Annotated in this window: 20 protein-coding genes; 11 read left to right on the top strand and 9 right to left on the bottom strand. The window is 73.0% G+C overall.

Annotation, left to right across the window (positions count from 1 at the left end):
- The first annotated feature begins 26 nt into the window (after window positions 1–26).
- From HNR22_RS14815 to HNR22_RS14795, 5 genes are all read left to right on the top strand, one after another.
- The gene (locus tag HNR22_RS14815) at window positions 27–3,770 is read left to right on the top strand and encodes an ATP-dependent helicase (protein ID WP_179780878.1); all 3,744 of its coding nucleotides are present in this window, start codon (window positions 27–29) and stop codon (window positions 3,768–3,770) included.
- A complete protein-coding gene (locus tag HNR22_RS14810) occupies window positions 3,767–7,171 on the top strand; it encodes an ATP-dependent helicase (RefSeq protein ID WP_179780877.1) in 3,405 nt (1,134 codons plus the stop codon). Before HNR22_RS14815 ends, HNR22_RS14810 begins: the two co-directional genes overlap by 4 nt.
- 226 nt (window positions 7,172–7,397) lie before the next feature.
- Window positions 7,398–7,601: a transcription antiterminator/RNA stability regulator CspE gene (cspE, locus tag HNR22_RS14805; protein WP_007464836.1), complete on the top strand. Its 204-nt coding sequence runs from the start codon at window positions 7,398–7,400 to the stop codon at window positions 7,599–7,601.
- Between the two features lie 223 nt (window positions 7,602–7,824).
- Complete coding sequence (locus tag HNR22_RS14800; RefSeq protein WP_179780876.1) at window positions 7,825–9,141, top strand: DEAD/DEAH box helicase; 1,317 nt, start codon at window positions 7,825–7,827, stop codon at window positions 9,139–9,141.
- A gap of 193 nt (window positions 9,142–9,334) precedes the next feature.
- Window positions 9,335–9,535 (top strand): hypothetical protein, encoded by a 201-nt coding sequence (locus tag HNR22_RS14795; protein WP_179780875.1) that lies wholly within the window; start codon window positions 9,335–9,337, stop codon window positions 9,533–9,535.
- A 107-nt stretch (window positions 9,536–9,642) separates the two neighbouring features.
- Here the strand turns inward: HNR22_RS14795 and HNR22_RS14790 are convergent, their stop codons facing one another.
- Genes HNR22_RS14790 through HNR22_RS14775 form a run of 4 tightly spaced genes read right to left on the bottom strand, consistent with a single transcriptional unit; the run spans window position 9,643 to window position 12,813 of the window.
- Window positions 9,643–10,095 (bottom strand): Rrf2 family transcriptional regulator, encoded by a 453-nt coding sequence (locus tag HNR22_RS14790; RefSeq protein WP_179780874.1) that lies wholly within the window; start codon window positions 10,093–10,095, stop codon window positions 9,643–9,645.
- A gap of 3 nt (window positions 10,096–10,098) precedes the next feature.
- Entirely contained in the window at window positions 10,099–10,983 is an 885-nt protein-coding gene (locus HNR22_RS14785; protein WP_179780873.1) for an ABC transporter permease, read from the bottom strand.
- Window positions 10,973–11,752 carry an ABC transporter ATP-binding protein gene (locus tag HNR22_RS14780; RefSeq protein WP_088950061.1) on the bottom strand — a complete coding sequence of 260 codons (780 nt, stop codon included), beginning with the start codon at window positions 11,750–11,752 and terminating at the stop codon, window positions 10,973–10,975. The genes HNR22_RS14785 and HNR22_RS14780 overlap by 11 nt, the downstream gene beginning before the upstream one ends.
- Window positions 11,749–12,813: an ABC transporter substrate-binding protein gene (locus HNR22_RS14775; RefSeq protein WP_179780872.1), complete on the bottom strand. Its 1,065-nt coding sequence runs from the start codon at window positions 12,811–12,813 to the stop codon at window positions 11,749–11,751. The genes HNR22_RS14780 and HNR22_RS14775 overlap by 4 nt, the downstream gene beginning before the upstream one ends.
- 173 nt (window positions 12,814–12,986) lie before the next feature.
- Here HNR22_RS14775 and HNR22_RS14770 point away from each other — a divergent pair, with 173 nt between their 5' ends.
- On the top strand, window positions 12,987–14,102 hold the full coding sequence (locus tag HNR22_RS14770; protein WP_179780871.1) for an LLM class flavin-dependent oxidoreductase: 1,116 nt from the start codon (window positions 12,987–12,989) through the stop codon (window positions 14,100–14,102).
- Between the two features lie 32 nt (window positions 14,103–14,134).
- Here HNR22_RS14770 and HNR22_RS14765 read toward each other — a convergent pair whose 3' ends face one another.
- On the bottom strand, window positions 14,135–14,419 hold the full coding sequence (locus HNR22_RS14765; protein ID WP_179780870.1) for a hypothetical protein: 285 nt from the start codon (window positions 14,417–14,419) through the stop codon (window positions 14,135–14,137).
- Between the two features lie 152 nt (window positions 14,420–14,571).
- Here HNR22_RS14765 and HNR22_RS14760 point away from each other — a divergent pair, with 152 nt between their 5' ends.
- From HNR22_RS14760 to nudC, 3 genes are all read left to right on the top strand, one after another.
- On the top strand, window positions 14,572–15,882 hold the full coding sequence (locus HNR22_RS14760) for an insulinase family protein (protein ID WP_179780869.1): 1,311 nt from the start codon (window positions 14,572–14,574) through the stop codon (window positions 15,880–15,882).
- The gene (locus HNR22_RS14755) at window positions 15,879–17,225 is read left to right on the top strand and encodes a M16 family metallopeptidase (protein WP_179780868.1); all 1,347 of its coding nucleotides are present in this window, start codon (window positions 15,879–15,881) and stop codon (window positions 17,223–17,225) included. Before HNR22_RS14760 ends, HNR22_RS14755 begins: the two co-directional genes overlap by 4 nt.
- 67 nt (window positions 17,226–17,292) lie before the next feature.
- On the top strand, window positions 17,293–18,252 hold the full coding sequence (gene nudC / locus HNR22_RS14750) for an NAD(+) diphosphatase (protein WP_179780867.1): 960 nt from the start codon (window positions 17,293–17,295) through the stop codon (window positions 18,250–18,252).
- Between the two features lie 128 nt (window positions 18,253–18,380).
- Here the strand turns inward: nudC and HNR22_RS14745 are convergent, their stop codons facing one another.
- The 3 genes from HNR22_RS14745 to HNR22_RS14735 all read right to left on the bottom strand — a co-directional run bounded on the left by HNR22_RS14745 (window position 18,381) and on the right by HNR22_RS14735 (window position 20,168).
- On the bottom strand, window positions 18,381–18,656 hold the full coding sequence (locus tag HNR22_RS14745; protein ID WP_179780866.1) for a hypothetical protein: 276 nt from the start codon (window positions 18,654–18,656) through the stop codon (window positions 18,381–18,383).
- A gap of 213 nt (window positions 18,657–18,869) precedes the next feature.
- Entirely contained in the window at window positions 18,870–19,109 is a 240-nt protein-coding gene (locus HNR22_RS14740) for a DUF397 domain-containing protein (protein WP_088950053.1), read from the bottom strand.
- A 78-nt stretch (window positions 19,110–19,187) separates the two neighbouring features.
- Complete coding sequence (locus HNR22_RS14735; protein ID WP_179780865.1) at window positions 19,188–20,168, bottom strand: Scr1 family TA system antitoxin-like transcriptional regulator; 981 nt, start codon at window positions 20,166–20,168, stop codon at window positions 19,188–19,190.
- A 216-nt stretch (window positions 20,169–20,384) separates the two neighbouring features.
- On the opposite strand from HNR22_RS14735, the gene HNR22_RS14730 reads away from it, so the two are divergent.
- The gene (locus tag HNR22_RS14730; protein WP_179780864.1) at window positions 20,385–21,677 is read left to right on the top strand and encodes an MFS transporter; all 1,293 of its coding nucleotides are present in this window, start codon (window positions 20,385–20,387) and stop codon (window positions 21,675–21,677) included.
- 68 nt (window positions 21,678–21,745) lie between these two features.
- Here the strand turns inward: HNR22_RS14730 and HNR22_RS14725 are convergent, their stop codons facing one another.
- A complete protein-coding gene (locus HNR22_RS14725; protein ID WP_088952000.1) occupies window positions 21,746–21,988 on the bottom strand; it encodes a mycoredoxin in 243 nt (80 codons plus the stop codon).
- Window positions 21,989–22,080: 92 nt separating this feature from the next.
- On the opposite strand from HNR22_RS14725, the gene HNR22_RS14720 reads away from it, so the two are divergent.
- Window positions 22,081–24,249: a UvrD-helicase domain-containing protein gene (locus tag HNR22_RS14720; RefSeq protein WP_179780863.1), complete on the top strand. Its 2,169-nt coding sequence runs from the start codon at window positions 22,081–22,083 to the stop codon at window positions 24,247–24,249.
- Window positions 24,250–24,358 lie beyond the last annotated feature (109 nt).

The raw sequence follows: 24,358 nt of genomic DNA, 5'->3' as shown, positions 1-24,358 counted from the left end.
TCGTACGGGTCTGATGGGATGAGCTGATGCAGGCGTACCGGTTGGTGCGGCGGTCCGTGGGGCCGGCGCGGGGGGACGGGGCAGCGCCTTCTGGCGCTTCCGTGCCCGCCGGCAGCAGCGCGTCCACGGGTGGTGTCGGCGAGTCGGGTGGGGCCGGGCACACGGGTGGGCCTGAGCGCGGAGCGCGGCCTGAGCCGGTCGCCGGGCCGGGAGGTGTGCCCGGGTCCGCAGGTGTGGCCGGGTCCGAGCTGGCGGCCGGGCGGGAGCCGACGGGCGGCAGTGGTTGGCGGGTCGACCCGGTGCAGGCCGAGGTGGTCGGGCACACCGACGGGCCGATGCTCGTGCTCGGTGGCCCGGGCACCGGCAAGACCAGCACGCTCGTCGAGGCGGTCGCCGCGCGGGTGGCCGAGGGGGTCGACCCCGAACACATCCTGGTGCTGACCTTCGGCCGTCGAGGCGCGACCGCGCTACGCCAGCGCATCGAGGCCCGGATCGCCCAGGACGGCCACCGGGTGCTGCGCGAGCCGCTGGTGCGCACCTTCCCGGCGTACGCCTTCGGGTTGCTCCGCCGAGCCGCCGCCGAACGGGGTGAGCCCTCACCCCGGCTGCTCACCGGCCCGGAGCAGGATCTGATCATCCGCGAGCTGCTGAACGTGGTGGGTGAGGAGCCCGAGGACGACCCGGTCGGTTGGCCGACCGACCTGCGCCCCGCCCTGCGTACCCGGGCGTTCGCCGGTCAGCTGCGCGACCTGCTCATGCGTGCCGCGGAGCGGGGCGTGGGCCCGGTCGACCTGGCCCGGCTGGGCGAGAAGCTCGGCCGCGAGGACTGGCCGGCTGCCGCCCGCTTCCTCCGGGAGTACGTGGCAGTGCTCGCGCTGCGGGACGTCAGCAACCGGGGCTCCATCGCGTACGACCCGGCCGAGCTGGTCCGGGCGGCCACCGGGCTGCTGCGTGACGACGAGGAGCTGCTGGCCGCCGAGCGTCGCCGCCTCACCCACGTGTACCTCGACGAGCTGGCGGACACCGACCCCGCCCAGGTGGAGCTGCTCTCGGTCATCGCGGGCGGGGGCAAGTCACTCGTCGCGTTCGCCGACCCGGATTCCTCCACGTACGCCTTCCGGGGCGCCGACCCGGCCGGGGTGGCCACCTTCCCGCACCGCTTCCGGACCGCCTCCGGGGCACCGGCCGCACAGGTGCTGCTGACCACGTCGTACCGGGCCGGGCCGGGTCTGCTCGCGGCGATCGCCCGGCTGGGTCGCCGGCTGCGCGGCCCGGCGGCGCACCGCCGCCTGCACCCGCTGCCGGACGCGCCGCCCGGGGTGGTCGAGGTGCACACGTTCCGCTCGGCGACCAGCGAGGCCGCCTGGCTGGCCCACGCGCTGCGCTCGGCCCACCTGCTCGACGGCGTGCCGTGGTCGCGGATGGCGGTGCTGGTGCGGTCCACCGCGTTGCAGCTGCCCACCCTGCGGCGGGCACTGCACGCTGCCGGCGTGCCCACCGTGGTGCACGGCGAGGACCTGCCCCTGCACCTGCAACCGGCGGTCGCGCCACTGCTGCTCCTGCTGCGCTGCGCGCTCGAACCCGATCGCCTGGACGAGGAGGCGGCGGTCGCTCTGCTGCACTCGCCGCTGGGTGGAGCCGACCCGCTGGCCGAGCGGCGGCTGCGGCAGGGCCTGCGTGCGCTCGCGCTGGCCGGCGGTGACCGACGCCCCTCCGGGGAGCTGATCGTCGAGGCGTTGCGCGATCCGACGGAGCTGGCCGACATCGACCGGCGCTGGGCGGAGCCGGCGCAGGCGGTGGCCGGGCTGCTGGCCACCGCACGCGATGCCGCCGCCCAGCCAGGGGCGACCGCCGAGGACGTGCTCTGGGCGGTCTGGGACGCCAGTGGCCTCGCCGAGCGTTGGGCTGGCGCGATCATTCAGGGGCGGCCGGCGGCCGGCGAGGGGGACCTGGCCCGGCGGCGGCGGGCCGAGGCGGCCGACCGCGACCTGGACGCCGTGCTGGTGCTCTTCGACGCGGCGGCCCGGTTCACCGACCGACTGCCCGGTGCCCGCACCGAGGTCTTCCTCGACCACGTGCTCGCCCAGGACCTGCCGGCCGACACCATCGCCCCGACCGCCGACCGGGGCGCGGCGGTGCGCCTGCTCACCGCGCACGCCGCCAAGGGCCTCGAATGGGACCTGGTCGCGGTGGCCGGCGTGCAGGAGGGCATCTGGCCGGACCTGCGACTACGCGGCAGCCTGCTCGGCTCGGAGCGCCTCGTCGACGTGTTGGCGGGTCGATCGGCCGGCGGCGCGAGCGTGGCGAACGTGGTGGGTCAGACCTCGGCGTTGCTGGACGAGGAACGCCGGCTCTTCCACGTGGCCATCAGCCGGGCCCGGCACCGACTGCTGGTCAGTGCCGTGGCATCGGCCGCTGTCGGCGGTGACGACCACGAGGAACAGCCGAGCCGGTTCCTGCACGAGCTGGGCCCGACCGCGCCACCCACCCCGCCCCCCGGTCCGCCCACCCCACCCACCGCGCCACCCGGTCCGCGCACCGGCCCGCCGTCCGGCGAGCCCACCGGTTCAGCGGCCACCCCGACCACTACCGCTGGCGCGACCGGCAATGGCGGCGCGGCAGCAGGCAACGGCGGCGCGGCAGTCGGCAACGGCGGGGCCGCGGCGGGCAATGGCGGCGGCGGCGCGAGCGGAGGCGGTGGCGCTGGCGCGACGGGGGAGGACGGGGACGGCGAGCCGGACCGCCCCGGGGCGCTGCCGGTCACTCGTCCACCCCGGGCGCTCACCCTGCCGGCGCTGGTCGCCGAGCTGCGTACCGCCATCACCGACCCGGCTGCCCCGGCAGCCCGGCGGCGCGCCGCGGCGGCCGAGCTGGCGCGGCTCGCCGCCGCCGGTGTCCCCGGCGCGCATCCCGACGACTGGTGGGGGTTGCGCGGCCTCTCCGACGACCGGCCGCTGGTCGACGAGGGCAAGCCGGTGCGGGTCACCCCGTCGGCGATGGAGAGTGCCCTGCGGTGCAGCCTGCGGTGGCTGCTGGAACGGCACGGTGGCAGCGGCCCGACCAGCACGGCGCAGGGGGTGGGCAACCTGGTGCACGCCGCCGCGATGCTCGCCGAGGACGCCAGCGCCGACCGGGGCGCGCTGCTCGACTATGTGGCCGCGCGGTTCGACGCGATCGAGCTGGCGGCCCGGTGGATGGCCGGGCCAGAGCGTGAACGCGCCGAGGCGATGGTCGACAAGCTGCTGCGCTGGCTGGCCACCAACCCGCGTCGGCTGCTCGCGATCGAGCACGAGTTCGCCGTCCGCCTGGACGACCCGAACCGGCCGGTCGACCTGACCGGTCGGGTGGACCGGCTGGAGGTCGACGAGGCCGGGCGGCTCGTGGTGATCGACCTGAAGACCGGCAAGTCGACAGCTGTCACCGGCGCCGAGCTTGCCGAACACCCGCAGCTCGGCGCCTACCAGGCGGCGGTGGAGGCGGGGGCGTTCGCCGAGTTCGGAGACGAGTCGGGGGGTGCTGCGCTGGTGCAGCTCGGCACGTCCGCCAAGGACGCCAGGGAGCAGAACCAGCCGGCGCCCGGTGAGGGGCCGGCGGCCGGCTGGGCGACCGCGCTGGTCCGGCGGACCGCCGATACGATGGCAGCCGCCACGTTCGCCGCGGTGGCCAACTCGAAGTGCCGGGTCTGCCCGGTGCGTACCAGCTGCCCGGTCTCCGGGCAGGGGCGCCAGGTGGTCGAGCCGCCGACCGTCCGACGTCCGGAGACCCCATGACCCAGCCCACCCTGTTCGGCGCGGGCCCCGCGCCGACGCCCCGGCTGGCGGACTCCGGCCCCCGCTACACACCGGTCGAGCTGGCCAAGCTGCTGCGGTTGCCGGCGCCCACCCGGGAGCAGGCCGCGATCATCGCCGCCCCGGTGGAGCCGTTGCTCGTGGTCGCGGGCGCCGGGTCCGGCAAGACCGAGACGATGGCCGCGCGGGTGGTCTGGTTGGTGGCCAACTCGTACGTGCGCCCCGAGCAGATCCTCGGGCTGACCTTCACCCGGAAGGCGGCCGGTGAGCTGGCCCACCGGGTACGGACCCGGCTCGACCAGCTGATCCGCCGCGTTGGCCGGCAGGGTCGGGACCCGCTGGACGACCCGCTCGCCGGTGAACCCACCGTCTCCACGTACCACTCCTACGCGGGGCGGATCGTCACCGAGCACGGGCTGCGGGCCGGTTACGAGCCGTCCACCCGGCTGCTCACCGAGGCCTCCCGTTGGCAGTTGGTCGACCTGCTGGTGCGCAACTACGACGGTGACATGTCCGAGGTGGACCGGATGCCGAGCACCATCACCGACGCGGTGCTGGCGCTCGCCGGGGAGCTGGACGAGCACCTGGTCGCGCCGGACCAGCTGGCGGCCTGGACCGGTCGGTTCTTCGCCGAGGTGCAGTCCCGGCCGGGTCGGGTTTACGCCGACGTGCGCAAGGCGCTCACCCTCCAGCAGACCCGGCTGCGCCTGCTGCCGCTGGTGCGGGCGTACGCCCGGCGCAAGGAGGACTTCGAGGCGATGGACTTCGCCGACCAGCTCGCCCGGGCGGCCCGGGTGGCCCGGGACCACCCGGGGGTCGGTCAGATCGAGCGGGACCGTTTCCGGGTGGTGCTGCTCGACGAGTACCAGGACACCAGCCACGCCCAGGTGGTGCTGCTCAACGCGTTGTTCGGTGGCGGGCACCCGGTGACCGCGGTGGGGGACCCGTGCCAGTCCATCTACGGCTGGCGGGGGGCCAGCGCGGGCACTCTGGACCGGTTTCCCACCGAGTTCGCGCGCGCCGACGGTCAGCCCGCCCAAGCGCTCGGGCTCACCACGAGCTGGCGTAACCGCCCCGAGATCCTCCGGGTGGCGAACGCGCTGTCCACTCCGCTGCGCGCGGCGGGTGCCCAGGTCCCGGAGCTGCGCTCCGCGCTGACCGTCCGGGACCCGATCCCACACCGCAGCCCCGGCGGCGCGGCCGGCGGCACTGTGCACTGCGCAATGCTGTCCACGTACGCCGACGAGGCCGACTGGATCGCCGACAGCGTGCTCGCCGCCTGGCGTGGAGCGGCCCGGATGCCGGGCGCGGCCCCCGAGCACATCCCGGTGGCACAACGCCCGACGACGGCCGTGCTGGTGCGCGTCCGCAGCCAGATCCCGGCGATCGAGTCGGCGCTGCGTGAGCGCGGTCTCCCGGTCGAGGTGGTCGGGCTGGGCGGCCTGCTGGACACCCCCGAGGTACGCGACGTGGTCTGCACGCTGCGGGTGCTGGCCGACCCGACCGACGGTGCCGCGCTGCTGCGGTTGCTCACCGGCGCCCGTTGGCGGATCGGGCCACGTGACCTGGTGGCGCTGCACCGGCGCGCGCGGGCCATCGCCAACGCCCGGCGACAGGTCGCCGCCGACGACACCTCGGAGATCAGCCCCGACCTGCTGGACGAGGCGACCCTGGTGGAGGCGCTGGCCGATCTCGGCCCGGCGCAGGCGTACTCGGCGGAGGGCTTCGCGCGGCTGCGCGCGTACGGGCTGGAGTTGGCGCTGCTGCGCTACCGGCTGGACCAGGCACTGCCGGACCTGATCGCGGACATCGAGCGGACCATCGGCCTGGACGTGGAGGTCGCGGTCCGGGCCGGCCGGGACGGCGCTGGCGACGCGGGCCTGGCCCGGGGCCACCTGGACGCCCTGGGGGACGTGGCGGCCCGCTTCAGCGGGGAGACGCCGGGGGCGACGCTCGCCGGCTTCCTGTCCTACCTGGCCGCGGCCGAGGACGAGGAGCGTGGTCTGACGCCGGGCGAGGTCGAGGTGGTGGAGGGCGCGGTGCAGGTGGTCACCGCGCACGCCGCCAAGGGCCTGGAGTGGGACGTGGTGGCCGTGGCCGGGCTGAGTCGTGGGCTGTGGCCGGGTCCGGTCCGCAACTCCGACCACTGGTTGGGTGGGCTCGGGGTGCTGCCGTTCCCACTGCGCGGCGACGCCGACGGGTTGCCCGAGCTGGCGCTCGACGAGGCGGCCGACCAGCGGGCGGTCGCCCGGGCGGTGACCGACTTCACCGACGCCTGGCGGGCCCACGACGAGCGGGAGGAACGCCGGCTGACGTACGTGGCGGTCACCCGGCCGCGCCGGCTGCTGCTCTGCTCCGGCTACTGGTGGGGGGAGGGCACGAAGCGGCCACGAGGCCCGTCGGTCTTCCTGCGTGAGGTGTACGACGCCTGCCTCGACGGCGGGCCGGGGCACCTGATCGACGTGTGGGCGCCGGAGCCGACCCCGGATGCGACGAACCCGACGGCCGAGGTGGTGCTCCGCGCGGAGTGGCCGGCCGACCCGTTGGGCGGTCGCCGGCCGGCACTGGCCGAGGCGGCCGGGTTGGTGCGCCGCCTGATGACCGACGGCCCGGCCTCGGTGGTCGCCGGGCCGGTCGGCTCGGTGGTGGACGGGCCGATGGTGACCGTCGAGCCGGAGGTGGACCCGGAGGTGGCGCGCTGGCAGCGCGAGGCGGATCTGCTGCTGGCCGAACGGGCCGAGCTGACCAGGCTCTCCGGTGCGGTCGAGGTGGCCCTGCCCGGGCAGTTGAGCGTCACCCAGCTGGTGGCGTTGCGGCGTGACCCGGCGGGGCTGGCCCGTACGCTGCGCCGTCCGGTGCCGACCGAGCCCAACCCGTACGCCCGTCGCGGCACCGCGTTCCATGCCTGGTTGGAGCAGCGCTTCGGCGCCGACCGCCTGCTGGACCTGGACGAGTTGCCCGGTGCGGCCGACGCGGATGCCGCGCCCGACGAGGCGCTGGTCGAGTTGCAGGAGCGGTTCCTGGCCAGCGAGTGGGCCGACCGGTCACCGGTGGAGGTGGAGGTGCCGTTCGCCACGGTGATCGCCGGAGTGGTGGTGCGGGGCCGGATGGACGCGGTCTTCGCCCGGCCGGGTGGGCGGTTCGACGTGGTCGACTGGAAGACCGGCGCGCAGCCGACCGGGCCGGCGGCGGACGTGGCTGCCGTGCAGTTGGCCGTGTACCGGTTGGCCTGGGCGGAGCTGGCTGGCGTGCCAATCGACCGGGTGGGCGCGGCCTTCCACTACGTCCGGCACGGTGTGACGGTTCGGCCCGCCGACCTGCTGGATGTGACGGGGCTCACGGCCATGATCGCCCAGTTGCCCGAAGATTCCGCCCAAGGTTGACCGCTGGCGGGAAAACCATGATACGTTGGCCGGGTTGCAGTTTTGGTTACCAGAGACTCTGTGTGCGCCTGGCGGGATTGTGGCCCCAGGCGCTCTTTGTTGTGTCCGGAGTTCTCCGGGCGGGGCGACCAGAAGCGACAGGCGATTCGCGCATCCCCGCGCGGAGCGCTCCTCTTCGGGCACGCAACAAGTGCGAGTCCGACGTTCCGTCAAGGAGACGAAACACATGGCTATTGGCACCGTGAAGTGGTTCAACGCTGACAAGGGCTTCGGCTTCATCACCCCCGACGGCGGCGGCGCTGACGTCTTCGCCCACTTCTCGGCGATCCAGTCCTCCGGCTACCGGAGCCTGGACGAGAACCAGCGGGTCGAGTTCGAGGTGACCCAGGGCCAGAAGGGCCCGCAGGCGGAGAACATCCGCCCGCTCTGATCTTCGGATCGGTCAGCATTACCTGTCGCGCCCTCCGGGCGTGACGGTGACGGGACCGGCCCGCCTCGCCGCCGCCTGCCTCCGCAGGCGGCGGCCCGGTGGCGGGCCGGCCCGTACTCCAATCGGTTCGTGCTTGTGAGTCCCGGCTGCCTTTTTGCCGCCGGTGACAGCGCCGACTTCGGCGCCCTCCCTCGACACGTGCCGCGTCGAGGAAGGCTTCCGCATGACCACAGTTATTCCTTCTTTCGCTCATACCGGGCTGGCACCGGCGTTGCTCACCGCGTTGACCGCGCAGGGCATCAACGAGCCGTTCCCGATCCAGTCGGCGACGCTGCCCGACTCGCTCGCCGGCCGGGACGTGCTGGGCCGGGGTCGTACCGGCTCGGGCAAGACCCTTGCCTTCGGGCTTGCGCTGCTGTCCCGCACCGCCGGCCGTAAGGCCCGGCCGGGTCGCCCGCTGGCCCTGGTGCTGGTGCCGACCCGTGAGCTGGCCCAGCAGGTCACCACCGCGCTCGCCCCGTACGCCCGCGCTGTCGGGCTGCGCTGCGCCACCGTCGTCGGCGGGCTGTCGTTGCAGCGGCAGGCCGACGCTCTGCGCGCTGGCGCCGAAGTGGTTGTCGCCACCCCCGGCCGGCTGCACGACCTGATCAACCGCGGCGACGCCCGGCTCGACCAGGTCGAGATCACCGTGCTGGACGAGGCCGACCAGATGGCCGACATGGGCTTCCTGCCGCAGGTCACCAAGCTGCTGGAGCAGGTCGCGCCGCAGGGGCAGCGGATGCTCTTCTCCGCCACTCTGGACGGTGGTGTGGACCGGCTGGTCCGCCGCTTCCTGAGCAACCCGGTCACCCACTCGGTCGACCCGGGCACCGCCACCGTGACGGCGATGACCCACCACGTGCTGCACGTCGACGCGCTGGACAAGCCCGACGCGTTGACCCGGATCGCCGCCCGCGAGGGCCGCACCATCCTGTTCATGGGAACCAAGCACCGCGCCGACCGCCTCGCGCGTCAGTTGCTGTCCAAGGGCGTACGCGCGGCCGCGTTGCACGGCGGCAAGTCCCAGCCGCAGCGCACCCGGATCCTGGAGCAGTTCCGCAACGGCCAGGTGACCGCTCTGGTCGCCACCGACGTCGCGGCTCGGGGCATTCACGTGGACGGCCTGGACATGGTCGTCAACGTGGACCCGCCGACCGAGGCGAAGGACTACCTGCACCGGGGCGGCCGGACCGCCCGGGCCGGCGAGTCCGGCTCTGTGGTCACCCTGGTCCTGCCCGAGCAGCGTCGGGACGTGTCCCGGCTGATGGCCACCGCCGGCATCCGGCCCGAGTCGGTCCAGGTGCGCTCCGATGGCGAGGCGTTGGCCCGGGTGACCGGTGCGCGTGAGCCGTCCGGGGTGCCGGTGACCATCGTCGCGCCTCCGGCTCCCGCCGCTCGTGGCGGACGCGGTGCCGGTGGCACCGCCACCGATGGCGGCGCCCGCCCGGCACACCGGGCGTCGGGTCGGTCCCGCCGTCCGCGCCGCCCTCGTACCGTCTGATCTTCCGCGCCTCGACCGACCCGCCCCGCCTCGGCGAGGCGGGTCGGTCTGTCTTCGGCCCTGGCCGGCCAAACTTCTGAGTCGGTAATCAGCCTCTGCTCGGTCGGCTGGCCGACTGCGCCACGGCTGACGGTGGTCAAGGCTGACCAGCGGGGGAGAGCCGGGCGGGGGGCCCGGCCCGGGAGGGGTGACCATGGCGGGCGAAGCCGGCTCGGGTGCACTACGCGAACTGATCCTGGTGGTCGCGGTCGCGCTCGCCGGGCTGTTGCTCGCCATGGTTGCGGCCTTCGCACCCTGGCACGCCACCCCGGCGGGTAACGCTCCCGCCGGCCTGGTGGAGCTGCGCGGCCCTGGCGACCAGGGCTCCGGCCCGGCGGTCGCACACGTGGGTTGAGCAGCGACCGGCCGACCGGTGCCGGCGGAGGGGCAGGCCCGGTCAGGATCGGTACGAGATGTGGTCGGGTCGGCGGGGCACCGACCCGACCACATCACCGCCGCCGTTCACGAGGTGGTGGGGGCGTGGTCGGTCGAGTTGCGGGTGAGCAGGTCGGCCAGGGTGGTGCTGTCGACCACCGTGGCGATCGCCCCGTGCACCGCCAGCCAGACGTCGGTCAGCCCGGCGGCCACGCCGTGGTAGCCGGCGCGCTCGGCCGGCAGGCCGCGCACCGTGGTGAGCGAACCGCCGACCGCCCGTAACACGTCCCCGACGGTGATCTCGTCGGCTGGGCGGGTCAGCGCGTACCCGCCGTCGGCGCCGCGATGGCTGTGCAGCAGACCGGCTCGGCGTAGGTCGAGCAGGATGCCCTGCAGGAAGCTGAGCGGGATGTCCTGCACCTCGGCCAGGCTGGCGGCCTTCACCAACTCACCGCCTCCGCTCCCGCCGTCGCCGCGACTGGCGGCGGCGACGGCGAGCATCGCCCGGAGCGCATAGTCGCTGCGCGCGGAGACGTACACGGGTCAGTTGCCCGCCTGGTCGAGCACGCCCCAGCGCCGCCGGATCGCCTTGTCCGCCGCGCCGAAGGCAGCATCCACGCCGAGGCCGAGCACCAGGATGACGATCATGGTGGAGAGCAGCCAGGGTGCGTCGGACAGCTCGCGGGAGTAGGTCAGCTGCGCGCCGAGCGACGTCTGCGAGATGCCGACCACGATCAGCTCACCGGCCATCAGGCTGCGCCAGGAGAACGCCCAACCCTGCTTGAGCCCGGCGACGATCGCCGGCAGGGCGGCCGGCGCGATGACGTACCGGTAGAGGTTGAGCCCCCGGGCGCCCAGGTTGCGACCGGCGCGCAGCAGCAGCGGTGGCACGTAGTCCACACCGGAGATCACCCCGTTGGCGATGGACGGCGCCGCGCCGAGCACCACCACGAAGAAGATCGCCTTCTCGCTCAGTTCGAACAGCAGGATGGCCAGCGGGAACCAGGCGATCGACGGCATGGTCTGCAACGCCGTGATCATCGAGCCGATGGCGGCCCGGAGCACCTTGGACCGGGCCACCGCCAGGCCCAGCAGCAGGCCGACCGCGACCGAGAAGACATAGCCGACGGCGGCCCGCCGCAACGTCGTGACCAGGCCCTCCCAGAGCTGCGGGCCCTGAGCCTGGTTGACCAGCTCGCGGCCGACCTCCAGCGGTCCCGGCAGCGAGTAGGGCGGCTTCCAACCCGACCAGACCACCAACTGCCAGGCCAGGATGGCGATGGCCAGCGCGGCGAGCTTGGGCCAGGTGGCGGCCCAGATCCGGGAACCCCGGGAAACCTCCTGGTCCCGGCCGGCGATCTCCAGCGCGTCCAGGCCGGAGATCTGCGCGTCGGTACGCGCGGTGTTGGTCAGGGTGTCACTGGCCATGGCGGCCCACCTCCGTACGGAGCCGCTCGGTGACCTCGGCGGCGATGGCGGCGACCTCGGGGGAGTCGATCCGTCGGGGGCGCGGGATGTCCACCTCGGTGGAGTAGATGATCCGGCCGGGACGGCTGGAGAGCAGGATGATCCGGTCGGCCAGTCGGGCGGCCTCGCGGACGTTGTGCGTCACGAAGAGCACGGAGAGGTTCCGCTCGGACCAGATGCGTTCCAGCTCGTCGTGCAGGATGTCCCGGGTCATCGCGTCCAGCGCCCCGAACGGTTCGTCCATCAGCAGCACCGGCGTGTCCAGGGCCAGCGTGCGGGCCAGCGCGACCCGCTGCCGCATGCCCCCGGAGAGCTCGTGCGGGCGCTTGCGGCCGAAGTCGGCCAGGTGCACCGTACGCAGTAACTCGGCGACCCGCTCGCGCCGCTCGGCCCGGGGCAGCCGGCGCAGCTTCAGCGGCACCTCCACGTTGCCGTCGACGGTCAGCCAGGGAAACAGCGCCGGTTCCTGGAACATCAGCCCCGGGTTAGCGTCGCCGGCCAGCGTGATCTGCCCGCCGCTGGGCCGGTCCAGCCCCGCGACCAGGTTCAGCAGGGTGCTCTTGCCACAGCCGGAGGCGCCGACCAGGCAGACGAACTCGCCGGGTGCGACGTCCAGCGACACACCGTCGAGGGCCAGGACGGCGTTCGGCCCGCGCCCGTACACCTTGGTCACGCCGGAGAGCGCGACCGCGGTGGTCGCGCTCTGCGGCGTCGTCGTGGTCGACGTCATGGCTGGACGACCTCGGGCTTGCCCTGCGACTTGAGCGCGTTGTTGAGGTACTTGAGGTCGTACAGGCCCTTGAGGTCGACCGGTTCGGTCAGCTCGACCTCGACGGCGTGGTCGAGGCCGGCCTTGAGCGAGGTCGCGATCGGGTCGTTGGTGAACTCCAACGTCGGCCACGCCTGCTTGATGAGCTTCAGGTCCAGCGGCTTTCCGGTGATCTTGCCGATCGCCTCGGAGATGGCCTGCTGGGCCTCCTCGGGCTTGGTGTTGACGAACTCGTTGGCGGCCACCTGGCCGTCGACCAGCTTCTGCACCACGTCCGGGTGTGCCTTGAGGAACTTCGTGCTGACCAGCAGGTTGGTGATGACGAACTTCTTGTCCGGCCACAGGTCGCGCTCGTCGACGAGCACCTTGCCGCCGGCGTTGACCAGGCGGGAGGCGAACGGCTCGGGCACCCAGGCACCGTCGATCGCGCCGCTGTTGAACGTCTCGACCGTCTGGGCGTTCTCCTGCGGGACGATCTTGACGTCGCCGCCACCCTCCTTGGTGGTGGTCAGACCCTGCTGCTTGAGCCAGTAGCGGATCGCCACGTCCTGGGTGTTGCCCAGCTGCGGGGTGGCGATCTTCTTGCCCTTCAGGTCCTGCGCGCCGGCGATGCCGGGCTTGACCACCAGCGCCACACCGCCGGAGGCCGCGCCGGAGATGACCCGGACGGCCTCACCCTTGGACTTGGAGAAGGCGTTCACTGTCGGGTTCGGACCGATGTAGGTGGCGTCCAGCGCGCCGGAGAAGACGGCCTCGATTGCGGCCGGGCCGGCGTTGAAGGTCTTCGGGTCCAGCTTGACGTCGGCGCCGAGCTTCTCGGCGAAGATGCCCTTCTCCACGCCGACGACGGCCGGCGCGTGCGTGATGTTGGGGAAGTAGCCGAGGCGCAGCGTCACCGGGCCGGAGCTGCCGCCCGTGCCCTCGCTGTCGTCGCCGCACGCGGCGGTGCTGCCCAGGGTCGCCGCACCGAGGGCGGCGAGAGTGGCCAGGGTGACCAACCGGCGCATGGGAAGCCGTCTCATCGTCCATCCAATCCGCAGTATTCCTACTTAGTTGGTAGGAAGACTGGGCCAGGCTGCGGTCAGCGTCAAGACCCATCCACATGGCGGGATGGCGCGTCTCAGTTATGTCGGTATTTCCTACCAGCTTGCTAGGTTAAACCGGACTCGGTGATCGGCAGAGAGGCGAATTCGCGATGAGCTTCCACTGGTTCCTGCCCACCTCCGGCGACGGCGACCAGGTCGGTGCCGCCACCGTCACCGCGGGCGCCGCCCGGCACGACCGGGCCGCCACCGTGGCCTACCTGGCCGAGGTCGGCCGGGCCGCCGAGACACACGGCTTCACCGCAGTGCTCACGCCCGTGGGCGCCGGCTGCCCCGACCCGTGGATCGTCTGCGCGGCGGTCGCCCAGCACACCGAGCGGCTCGGCATGCTGGTCGCCGTTCGGGCCGGCTTCGCGCTGCCCACCCTGATCGCCCAGCAGGCCGAGGCGTTCCAGGCCATCTCCGGTGGCCGGCTGTCGCTCAACATCGTGACCGGCGGCGACCCGGCCGAGCAGCGGGCGTACGGCGACTTCCTCGGACACGACGACCGCTACGCGCGCACCGGCGAGTTCATCGAGGTGCTCCGCCGCGCCTGGGCCGGCCGGCCCTTCGACTACGCCGGGAAGCACTACCGGGTCGACCAGGGCGGCCTGGCCACCCCACTCGCCGAGCCGCCGCCGGTCTACTTCGGCGGCGCCTCCCCGGCCGCCGAGACGGTGGCCGCCCGACAGGCCGACGTGTACCTGATGTGGGGCGAACCGCCGGCGTCGATCGCCGCCCGGGTCGCCCGGGTCCGTGCGCTCGCCGCCGAGCAGGGCCGCACCCTGCGCACCGGTCTGCGGCTGCACGTCATCGCCCGACCCACCGGCGCCGAGGCGTGGGCCGAGGCCGACCGGCTGCTGGCCGGGATGAGCCCCGAGCGGATCGCCGCCGCCCAGGCCAGGTTCCGCCGGATGGACTCGGTCGGTCAGGCCCGGATGGCCGCGCTCAACGCCGGTCGCACCGACGGGCTCACCGTCGCGCCGAACCTCTGGGCCGGCGTCGGTCTGGTCCGCGAGGGCGCCGGCACCGCGCTGGTCGGCAGCTACGCCGAGGTGGCGGCCCGCATCGACGAGTACGCGGCGCTCGGCGTCGACGAGTTCGTCCTCTCCGGCTGGCCGCACCGGGAGGAGGCAGAGCGGGTCGGCGCCGAGGTGCTGCCCCTTGTCCGCCCGATATCCGAGCGGCATCACGCGGCGGGTGATGAACGACGCGTGGGGTCGCGGTAAGCCTCGCTCGACGCGGTTCGCGCCGACCCGGGTTATCCCTCGGCGGCGGGTCGGCTGTGCACCACCAGCTCGTCGATCTCCAACCGGCCGACGCGCAGCTCCCGCACGACCGCCCGGCGGATCGCCAGCCGGCCGATGACCAGCGCCCCGACGGCCACGGCCCCGACGGCCACCGCCCCCACGGCGAGGGCGCCGAGCGACGCCGCGCCCGCCGCCCGCGCGCCGGTGGCTGCCGCGCCGGTAGCCCGCGCGCCCGTAGCCACCGCGCCGCTCGCGCGCGCCCCGGTCAACCGCATCAGGCGTGCCTCTCGTCTCATCCCCCCATTGTCCCCGTACCGCCGGTCGCCCGCTTGCCACCGGTCCCGGATGTCACCCCACTGCCCGACGCACCCGCCGTCTCGCCCTCGCGGTGGCGGCGGCTCCGGGAGGTCGCGGGTGGCGGGGGTGCCGACGCGCTAGGGTCGATCCCGTGGCGGCGCGGAGATCCAGAATTCCAGCGACGAAGTATCCGGTCGAGCGGTTCACCCTCGACAACGGCCTGCGGGTGGTGCTCACCCCTGATCGCAGTGCCCCGGTGATCGGGGTGGCGGTGGTCTACGACGTCGGCATCCGCTCGGAGCCGGAGGGGCGCACGGGCTTCGCCCATCTCTTCGAGCACCTGATGTTCCAGGGGTCGGAAAACCTGGAGAAGCTGGCCCACTTCCGGCACGTGCAGGGCGCTGGTGGCACCTTCAACGGCTCCACCCACCTGGACTACACCGACTACTTCGAGACGCTGCCGAGCAACGCGCTGGAACGCGCGCTGTTCCTGGAGGCGGACCGGATGCGTGGCCCCCGACTGACCGAGGAGAACCTGCGCAACCAGGTCGACGTGGTCAAGGAGGAGATCCGGGTCAACGTCCTCAACCGGCCGTACGGCGGCTTCCCCTGGCTGACCCTGCCGCCGGTCATGTTCGACACCTTCCCGAACGCGCACGACGGCTACGGCTCGTTCGACGACCTGGAGTCGGCGACCGTCGCCGACGCGGCGGACTTCTTCCGCCGCTACTACGCCAGCGGCAACGCGGTCCTCGCCGTCAGCGGTGACATCGACGTGGCCGAGGCGACCGAGCTGGTCACCCGCCACTTCGGTGACGTGCCGGCCCGACCGGCACCGGAACGGCCCGACTTCACCGAGCCCGAGCTGACCGCCGAGCGGCGCACCTCGTACACGGATGCCCTGGCGCCGCTGCCGGCGGTGGCCGGCGCCTGGCGCGTGCCTGACCCGGTCACCGACTTCGCCGGCTACCTGCCGTACGTGGTGCTGGCCGAGGTGCTCACCGACGGCGACGCGTCGCGGCTGGTCGAGCGGCTGGTGCAGCGCGACCGCACGGTGACCAGCCTCGGCGGATACCTCGGTTTCATGGGTGACCCGTTCGACGTCCGCGACCCCACCGCGCTGCTGTTGCAGGCGCACCTGCCGCCCGGAGGCGACGTGGACAAGGTGCTGCGCACCATCGACGAGGAGTTGGACCGGCTGGCCACCGACGGGCTGACCGACGGTGAGCTGGCCCGCACCCAGGCCCGGATGGCCACCCATCTGCTGCGGGACACCGACGCGGTGCTCGGCCGGGCGCTGCGGATGGCCGTACTGGAACAGCAACGCGGCGAACCGGGCCTGCTCAACGAGTTGCCCCGGCTGGTCGGCGACGTCACCGAGGACCAGGTCCGGGCGGCCGCGGCCACTCTGCGGCCGGAGCGCCGGGCCGCCATCGAGGTCATCGCCGGAGGCGCCCGATGACTGGTACGAAAACCGCTCCCGTCGGGCCGCGTACGCTGCCGCCGCTGGGGCCGACCCGCAAGCTCAAGGTGCCCAAGCAGGCCGAACGTACGCTGCGCAACGGTCTCACCGTGATCGCCGTACGCCGGCCCGCCGTGCCGCTGGTCGAGCTGCGGCTCTGGGTGCCGTTCGGTCGGGTGCACCTGGCTCGCGGCGCGATGCTCTCGCAGACGATGCTCTCCGGCACCGAGTCGATGACGAGCGTGCAGCTCGCCGCGGAGTTGCAGAAGGTGGGTGGCGGGCTCTCCGCGGGCGTCGACCCGGACCGGCTGATGCTCTCGGGTGCCGGGCTGGTCACCGGCCTGGACCGGATGCTGGAGCTGCTGGCCGAGGTGCTGACCAGCGCCAGCTACCCGAGCGACGAGGTGGCCACCGAACGGGACCGACTGGTCGACCGGATCCAGGTGGCGCAGAGCCAGCCGGCGCACCTGGCCCGGGAGGCGCTGCTGAAGCGGATCTACGGCCGCCACCCGTACGCGACGCAGACCCCGGAGCCGGGCCAGATCCGCGCCGTCCGACCGGCGGCGTTGCGCACCCTGCACGAGGAGCGGGTCCATCCGGCCGGCGCGCAGTTGGTGCTGGTCGGTGACGTGCAGCCGGAGAAGGCACTGGACGCCGCCGAGCGGGCGCTCGGCGGCTGGGCCGGCGCCGGGCGCGTGGCCGAGTTGCCGGCGACGCCGCCGCTGGAGCCGGGCCCACTGCTGCTGGTCGACCGGCCGGGCTCGGTGCAGTCCTCGCTGCGGATCGCGCTTCCGGCCGTGTCCCGCACCGACCCTGACCACGCCCCGCTGCAACTGGCCAACCTGATCTTCGGCGGTTACTTCTCCTCCCGTTGGGTGGAGAACATCCGCGAGGACAAGGGCTACACGTACGGCCCGCACTCGGGGATCGAGCACTCCGTGGCCGGGTCGGTGCTGGTGGCCTCCGCCGAGGTGGCCACCGAGGTCACCGGGCCGGCGTTGCTGGAGACGACGTACGAGTTGGGCCGGTTGGCGTCGCTGCCACCGAAGCCCGAGGAGTTGGAGCAGGCCCGTCAGTACGCCCTGGGCACCCTCCAGCTCGGCATGTCCACCCAGGCCGGGTTGGCGGCGTTGACCAGCGCGTACGCGGGCAACGGGCTGCGCCTCGACTTCCTCGCCGAGTACGCGGCGAGGTTGGCGAAGGCGAGCATCGACGATGTCGCGCGTGCCGGCGCCCGGTACCTGGCACCGGCTCGGGCGGCGGTCGTGGTGCTCGGTGACGCCGAGCGGGTCACCCCGGGCCTCGCCGCGCTGACCACGGTCCAGACCGAGCTGAAGCAGTGAGCGAGCGAGCCCGGCGGCTCAGCAGCGGGCCGTCTCACGGCGGCGCGGAGCGTAGCGGAGCGCTGGCGTGAGTGGGGAGGCGGCGCCGCCGTTGGCGCGGTCCACGCTGGATCGGGCCGCCCACCGGCGGGGCGACTCGCAGTGGCTGACCGAGGCGTGGCTGCGTGGCCGGGTGCTGCTGCTCGACTCGACCGACGAGGGTCGGACGTTGGCCCGCACCGACACGTCCCCACCGGCGTTGGTGCTGTTCCGCGCGGCCGACGTGCCGGCCGGGTCCGAGTCGACGGCGATGTTCCTCGGTGTCGAGCCGGACGGGGTGCCGGTCTTCGCGGTCGACGCGCCGCTGCCGGCGTTACCGGGGACCCGGGCGGTCAACCTGCGCGAGGTGGGCCACCTGCTGGCCGACCGGGAGGCCGGCATCTTCACCACGGCGTTGGCGCTGGTCAACTGGCACACCCGGCACGGCTACTCGGCGACCACCGGGGCGCCGACCGCGATGGACGAGGCGGGTTGGTCCCGGGTGGACCGCAACGGTGGGCGGATCTGGCCGCGTACCGACCCGGCGATGATCGTGCTGGTGCATGACGGTGTGGACGGCTCGGACGGTCGCTGCCTGCTCGGCAACAACGCCGGTTGGCCGGGCACCCCGGGCGGCCGGCGCTATTCCTGCCTGGCCGGCTACGTCGAGCCCGGCGAGTCGGCGGAGGCCGCCGTGCTGCGCGAGGTCCGCGAGGAGGTGGGCATCGGGGTCGAGCGCATCGGGTACGTGGGTAGCCAGGCGTGGCCGTTCCCCGGCTCGCTGATGCTGGGTTTCCTGGCCACCGCTAACCCGGACGATCCGGTGCGGGTCGACCCGTCCGAGATCGCGTACGCCCGGTGGTTCTCGCGCCGGGAGATCGGGGCGGCGCTGGCCGGGCGGACGGTGGACGTGGGTGACGGTGCCCAGCTGATCCTGCCGCCGCCGTCGTCGATCGCGCTGTTCCTCATCCACCGGTGGCTGGACGGCTGGGTGGACGCCGACCGGTGAAGCACGGTCCCGACCCGTGGCCGCCGTTGCCGCGGCGGTCACGGGCCGGGAACACGGGCCGTCGTGGTCGGTGGGTGCGATAAACGCGGCGGGGGAGCCGATCCGATCACGACGGACGTCTTGTCGAGTCAGGTGCCGTTGCGGCCCGGTCTGTGTCGGAAGGCCGCGCGCGGCTCGACCAGCGGCACGACCTTGACCCGTTGTTTGCCGGCGCGGACCGCGCCGACAGTGGCCAGAGCGCGGGCCAGCAGCAGTGCGGCGTCCCGGTCCTCGGCGTGCACGGTCTGCCGTCGCGGCTCGGGGGTGGTCGTCTCGTCGCGGAGTCGGTGGCCGTCTGCCCAGGCAGCGGCGATGTCCCCGTCGGCGACGGCGCGGATGTCGGTGCGAACGATCAGGAACCGCATGAGGGTCTCCGGATGAGCCGCGACGGATAAGCCAGTGTGGAAGTTCCACGTATCCGAGGGCCATGTTACGCCCCGTGTTCGTCCCAGCAACTGAAACGCGCCTATCAGTTCGGAGCGTCGTCCGATCGGTGGATGCAGCTCAGGGACGTCGGCGGGCGTGTACGGCGACGGGGCCGCCGGCAGTGTGCCGACGGCCCCGTACCTGTCACCGGATCAGTTCAGATCGAACTGGCCCTTCTTTGCTCCGGTGATGAAACCGAGCCACCCTGCGCGATTGAACAGCAGCACCGGACCGCCTCGGTCCTTGCTGTCGCGCAGGGCGACCGCCGACGGGCCGGCGTTGAGTGGGGCGACCTCCACGCAGTTGGAGGTCTGGCTGCGCGTGCTGGTACGCCACGGGGCATCCGCCAGCGAGTGAGCGGAGACGGACGGCGTGTTACGGATGTCGTTCATGGTTCTGCTCCTGATGTGAAGCGATCCGATGGGACGAGTGGTGCCGCACGCCCCGACGGAGGGTCGGTCCCCCGTGGATCACCGATCCGTCAGCCGCCCCGAGGCCCGGCGGCGCTGGGTCGGCGCCGTTGCCGGCCCGAACGCCACTGTGGATGGGGGCGTCGCCTCGGTCAGCCGTCCCGTTGACTCGATCAGCCAGGAGAGGGTGTCCTCGGCGTTCAGTGCCGACGTGCATAGCCACTCGAACACCACTTTATAGCGATTTAGCGCGATTGCCTCGGTCGACATGACGTCGGTGAAGCCACCTTCGATGGCCAATGTCTCCGGATCGAGGGGATCGGCGAACCGGTAGACCGAGAACGCGGTCGGCGGGAGGTACCAATTGCCGATCTGGGTGTCGCGAAGCAGCACGTGCAGCGTCACGTTCGGCAGCAGGGCCAGCTCACAGAGCTGGAGCAGTTGCTCGTGCAGCACCTCGGGCGGCCCGGCGCGACGGCCGAGAGCGGCCTCCTCCAGCACGGCGGTGTAACGGGGCGCGTGCGGCTCACGGGTCAGCAACGACTGACGGGCCATCCGCGCCTGCACCTCGGTCTCCGGCTCGTCGTCGGGCTCGGGCTCGCCCGCGCCCGCGCCCACCTGACGGGCGGAGACGATCCGGACCTGGGCGTAGCCCGGGGTCTGCAACAGGCCGGGCACCAGCACCGGGTTGTACTCGGAGATCTCGGCGCAGCCCGCCTCCAGCTCGGCCCAACTGCGCTGCTGCTGCGTCATCACCGGGAAGTTCTTCAACCAGCCGCGCATGTCGCCGGCCTCGCTGGTGATGCCGAGCAACTCGTCGTGCACCGCCTGGTCGACGCCGTAGAGATCCAGCAGGTCGCCGACGTCCTGCGGGTCCGGTCGGCTGCGGCCGTTCTCCAGTCGGGACAGTTTGGACGCGGAGGCCCAACCGATACGCTCGATGACCTGGTCGCCGGTGAGGCCCGCGGCCTCACGCAGACGGCGCAGCTCGACGCCCAACCGGCGGCGACGCAGGATCGGGCTGGGTGCGGCAGGAGGCACAGTGTCCTCTTTCCCGTCGACCGCCGCTGGCGCGACGGTAACTGTATGAAATTCGCCCCCCACGGTCAGTATGGACGGCGCGACCGGTGTCGGAGGTTCCGGCGGGGGCGTGTCCTGCAAAAATCGGACCACGGGAATGCCGGACGATGACGGACCCGCGGTCGCGGCCCACGTCGACCTCGCCCAGCCGGGCAGGCCATCCCGCCGGAGGGACCCATGCGCACGATCCTGCGCCGACCCGACTTCCGCCTGCTCTTCGGCGGTCTGCTGGCCAGCATGACCGCCGAGTCGATCCTGCTGCTCGCGCTCGCCATCTGGGTCAAGGATCTGACCGGCTCGAACGGGCTGGCCGGTGCCACGATCTTCGCGGTCATCGCGCCGATGATGCTGGCACCGCTGGTCGGCTGGTTCGTCGACCGGTACCCGCGTCGTCCGTTCTTCCTGGCCGCGAACGTGCTCACCGCCGCCCTGCTCACCCCGTTGTTCGCCGTCCGGCACGCGGGCGACGTCTGGATCGTCTACCTGGTGGCCGCCCTCTACGGGTTGTCGTCCATCACGCTCGGCGCGGCGCTCAGCGGGCTGCTCCGGGAGATGGTGCCGGTCGAGCTGCTGGCGGAGGCGAACGGCCTGCTCCAGACCGTACGGCAGGGGATGCGGCTGATCGGCCCGCTGGCCGGCGCGGCGCTGTACGCGGCGCTCGGTGGGTGGGCGCTGGCCGGGATCGGCATCGTCGGATTTCTGACCGCCGCGGCGGTGGTGACCGCCCTACCCACTCCGCAGCAGGCGCCACCGCCCGTCCGGCTGCGCTGGCCGGCCGAGCTGGGCGCGGGCCTGCGGCACCTGGCAGGCGAGCCGGCCCTGCGCCGGGCACTGCTCGGCTACGGGCTGGGATCACTGGTGATGGGCTTCAGCGAGTCGCTCATCTTCGCGTACGTCGACCAGGGGTTGAACCGGGACGCAGCGTTCGTGGGCGTGCTGGTCACCGTGCAGGGCGTGGGTGGGCTGCTCGGCGGGCTCTGCTCACCGGCGCTGGTCCGCAGGCTCGGTGAGGTCGGCACACTGGCCGCCGGGGTCGCGTTCTTCTCGCCGGCCGCGCTCGCGCTCGCGTACCCCGATATCCGGCTCGGGTTCGTGGCGGTGCTGCTGGCCGGCGTCTCGCTCCCGCTGACGATGGTCGGGCTGCACACGCTGATCCAGCGGCGGACCCCGCCCACGCTGGTCGGCCGGGTCGCCGCGGCCACGCAGGCGGTGGTCAGCGGCCCGCAGGCGTTCTCCATCGGGGCCGGCGCCCTGCTGGTCGGGTTCCTGGACTACCGGCTGCTGTTCGCGCTGGTCGGGGTGGCCACCCTGGTCGCCGGCGGCTACCTCTGGCGGGGCCGGCACCTGAGCGCGCCGACCGGCACCCGCCCGTCCACGCCGACCCTCCCGGTGCTCCCGGCGCCCCGGCGACCGGCGGAGGACGCCGACCGGCCGCTGGCGACCGGCACCCACCTTCCGCCGCCACGGTGACCGACCTCGGAACACGACGAGCGGCCGCCCCGGGTGGGGCGGCCGCTCGTCGACAGTGATCTGGCCGGTCAGGCGGTGAGGGTCTCCAGGTGCTGCTTGACCTGGGTGATCGAGGGATTCGTCAGGGCGCTGCCGTCGTCGAAGCGCAGGGTCGGCACCGTCTGGTTGCCGCCGTTGACGCTCATCACGAACTCCGCGGCCTTCGGGTCCTGCTCGATGTCGACCACCTCGTAACCGATGCCCTCCCGGTCGAGCTGCGACTTCAGCCGGTGGCAGTAGCCGCACCAGGGGGTGGAATACATCGTCAACATGGTCGGATCCTCCAACTCCTCCGGCCGCGGCTTGCGGATCAAGCCGAGGCTGTTCGCTGCAACGCTGAGGGGAGCTGAGATGATTCCTGGTTGTGGTGGTTCACTCAGCGTCGGAACATGTGCTCGCCGGGCTGGACCCTGAGCAGCGCTCCGCGGTGACCGCACCCGCCGGCCCGGTCTGCATCCTGGCCGGCGCGGGCACCGGCAAGACCCGGGCGATCACCTCCAGGATCGCCCACCGGGCACTCTCCGGTGAGATATCCCCCCGGCACGTGCTCGCGGTCACCTTCACCGCCCGGGCCGCCGCCGAGATGCGACACCGTCTCACTCTGCTCGGGGCGCAAGGTGTTCAGGCACGGACCTTCCATGCGGCCGCGTTGCGGCAGGTGCGGTACTTCGCGCCCCGCCTGCTGTCCGGCCGGGCCATGCCCGAGCTGCTGGACAGCAAGGTGCGGCTGGTCACCCTCGCCGCGGCCCGGGTCGGCCTGCGCACCGACCGGGCCGCGGCGCGCGACCTGGCCGGCGAGATCGAGTGGGCCAAGTCGTCGCTGGTCGAGCCGACGGACTACGTGGTAGCGGCCGCCCGGGCGCTGCGCGACACACCGCACGAGCCGGCGAAGGTGGCCGAGGTGTTCACCGCGTACGAGCAGCTCAAACGCTCGAACGGCGTGATCGACTTCGAGGACATGCTGCGTGCCGCGGTGTGGGGCATCGAGGAGCATCCGGACGTCGGCGAGCAGATCCGCACCCAGTACCGGCACTTCGTGGTCGACGAGTACCAGGACGTCAACCCACTCCAGCAGCGGTTGCTGGACGCCTGGCTGGCCGGCCGCAACGACCTGACCGTGGTCGGCGACGCCAGCCAGACGATCTACTCGTTCACCGGGGCCACCTCGGCGTACCTGGTCGACTTCCCCCGCCGGCACCGCAACGCCACGGTGGTCCGGCTGGTCCGCGACTACCGCTCCACCCCGCAGGTGGTCGGGCTGGCCAACGCGGTGATCTCCCAGGCCCGGGGCACCGAGGCACGGTTGCGGCTGGAGCTGCGCGGGCAGCGCCCACCCGGCCCCGAGCCGGACCTGCGGATCTTCACCGACGAGCCGGCCGAGGCGAACGCGGTCGCCGCGCGTTGCCGTGCCCTGATCGACGCGGGCACGCCGGCGAAGGAGATCGCCGTGCTGTTCCGGGTCAACGCGCAGTCCGAGGCGTACGAGAAGGCGCTCACCGAGGCCGCGGTGCCGTACGTCGTGCAGGGCGCGGAGCGCTTCTTCGAGCGGACCGAGGTACGTCAGGCGATGGTCGCGCTTCGCGCCGCCACCCGCTCGATCCCCGGAGAGACGCCGCTGCCGGCCGCCGTCGTCGAGGCGCTCACCGCGGTCGGCTGGGCCCCGGACGCACCCCCGGCCGGTGGCGCCGCCCGCGAGCGCTGGGAGGCGCTGTCCGCGCTGGTCCAGCTCTCCGAGGAGTACGCGGCCAGCCCCGAGGTGGTGCCGATCGGCGAGGCCGCGTCGGTGGAACGTCCCGTCACCCTCACCGACTTCACCGAGGAGCTCGCCCGCCGGGCCGCCCAGCAGCACGTGCCGACGGTGGACGGGGTGACCCTCGCCTCGCTGCACTCCGCCAAGGGGCTGGAGTGGGACGCGGTCTTCCTGATCGGCCTCGCCGAGGGCACGATGCCCACCACGTACGCCAAGACCGTCGAGCAGGTCGAGGAGGAGCGTCGGCTGCTCTACGTCGGGATCACCCGAGCGCGGCAGTGGCTCTGGCTGTCGTACGCCGCCGCACGCTCGCCGGGCGGACGGGCCCGGCGGCCGTCACGGTTCCTGCCCCAGCTGGACCGCTCCGGCGGCACCGAACGGGCGGCCGGCGGCGTCGGCCCGGCAGCCAAACGCACCGAGCGGCGTCGCACCCAGATCGTCTCCTGCCGGATCTGCGGCGCCACCCTGCTCGCCGGCCCGGACCGCAAGCTGGGCCGATGCCCCACCTGCCCGTCCGACATCGACGATGAGCTGCACGAACGGCTGCGCGAGTGGCGGCAGCGGGTGGCCGGGGCGCAGAAGGTCCCCGCCTACGTGGTGTTCACCGACGCGACGCTCATCGCGCTGGCCGAGCGGCGGCCCGAGCGGTCGGAGGAACTGATCGCCATCGCCGGCATCGGCCCCCGCAAGCTGGGCCTCTATGGGGAGTCGGTGCTGGCGCTGGTGGGGGGCGCGGGGGTGGACGATGTCTGCCCGGAGAAAACTTTCGAAATCTCGTCGTAAATTCGTTTGCCCTCGCCCCGGCGCGAGGAATAGCCTCAGGACACACCACGCGAGCGGCGCCATTCCGGCTGCTCACGGGGGTTGGTCCAGTCGATCCGAGGAACGTGAG

It is taken from the genome of Micromonospora jinlongensis, from assembly GCF_013410645.1.
In the GTDB taxonomy this organism is placed as follows: Bacteria; Actinomycetota; Actinomycetes; order Mycobacteriales; family Micromonosporaceae; genus Micromonospora; species Micromonospora zamorensis.
This window is presented reverse-complemented; position numbering and strand designations above follow the sequence as displayed.

Coding starts and splice junctions, on each gene's coding strand:
- HNR22_RS14800 (WP_179780876.1), top strand. CDS start 7,825: ATGACCACAGTTATTCCTTCTTTCGCTCATACCGGGCTGGCACCGGCG.
- HNR22_RS14745 (WP_179780866.1), bottom strand. CDS start 18,656: ATGCGGTTCCTGATCGTTCGCACCGACATCCGCGCCGTCGCCGACGGG.
- HNR22_RS14780 (WP_088950061.1), bottom strand. CDS start 11,752: ATGACGTCGACCACGACGACGCCGCAGAGCGCGACCACCGCGGTCGCG.
- HNR22_RS14795 (WP_179780875.1), top strand. CDS start 9,335: ATGGCGGGCGAAGCCGGCTCGGGTGCACTACGCGAACTGATCCTGGTG.
- HNR22_RS14775 (WP_179780872.1), bottom strand. CDS start 12,813: ATGAGACGGCTTCCCATGCGCCGGTTGGTCACCCTGGCCACTCTCGCC.
- HNR22_RS14785 (WP_179780873.1), bottom strand. CDS start 10,983: ATGGCCAGTGACACCCTGACCAACACCGCGCGTACCGACGCGCAGATC.
- HNR22_RS14730 (WP_179780864.1), top strand. CDS start 20,385: ATGCGCACGATCCTGCGCCGACCCGACTTCCGCCTGCTCTTCGGCGGT.
- HNR22_RS14810 (WP_179780877.1), top strand. CDS start 3,767: ATGACCCAGCCCACCCTGTTCGGCGCGGGCCCCGCGCCGACGCCCCGG.
- cspE (WP_007464836.1), top strand. CDS start 7,398: ATGGCTATTGGCACCGTGAAGTGGTTCAACGCTGACAAGGGCTTCGGC.
- HNR22_RS14725 (WP_088952000.1), bottom strand. CDS start 21,988: ATGTTGACGATGTATTCCACCCCCTGGTGCGGCTACTGCCACCGGCTG.
- HNR22_RS14755 (WP_179780868.1), top strand. CDS start 15,879: ATGACTGGTACGAAAACCGCTCCCGTCGGGCCGCGTACGCTGCCGCCG.
- HNR22_RS14765 (WP_179780870.1), bottom strand. CDS start 14,419: ATGAGACGAGAGGCACGCCTGATGCGGTTGACCGGGGCGCGCGCGAGC.
- HNR22_RS14770 (WP_179780871.1), top strand. CDS start 12,987: ATGAGCTTCCACTGGTTCCTGCCCACCTCCGGCGACGGCGACCAGGTC.
- HNR22_RS14815 (WP_179780878.1), top strand. CDS start 27: ATGCAGGCGTACCGGTTGGTGCGGCGGTCCGTGGGGCCGGCGCGGGGG.
- HNR22_RS14740 (WP_088950053.1), bottom strand. CDS start 19,109: ATGAACGACATCCGTAACACGCCGTCCGTCTCCGCTCACTCGCTGGCG.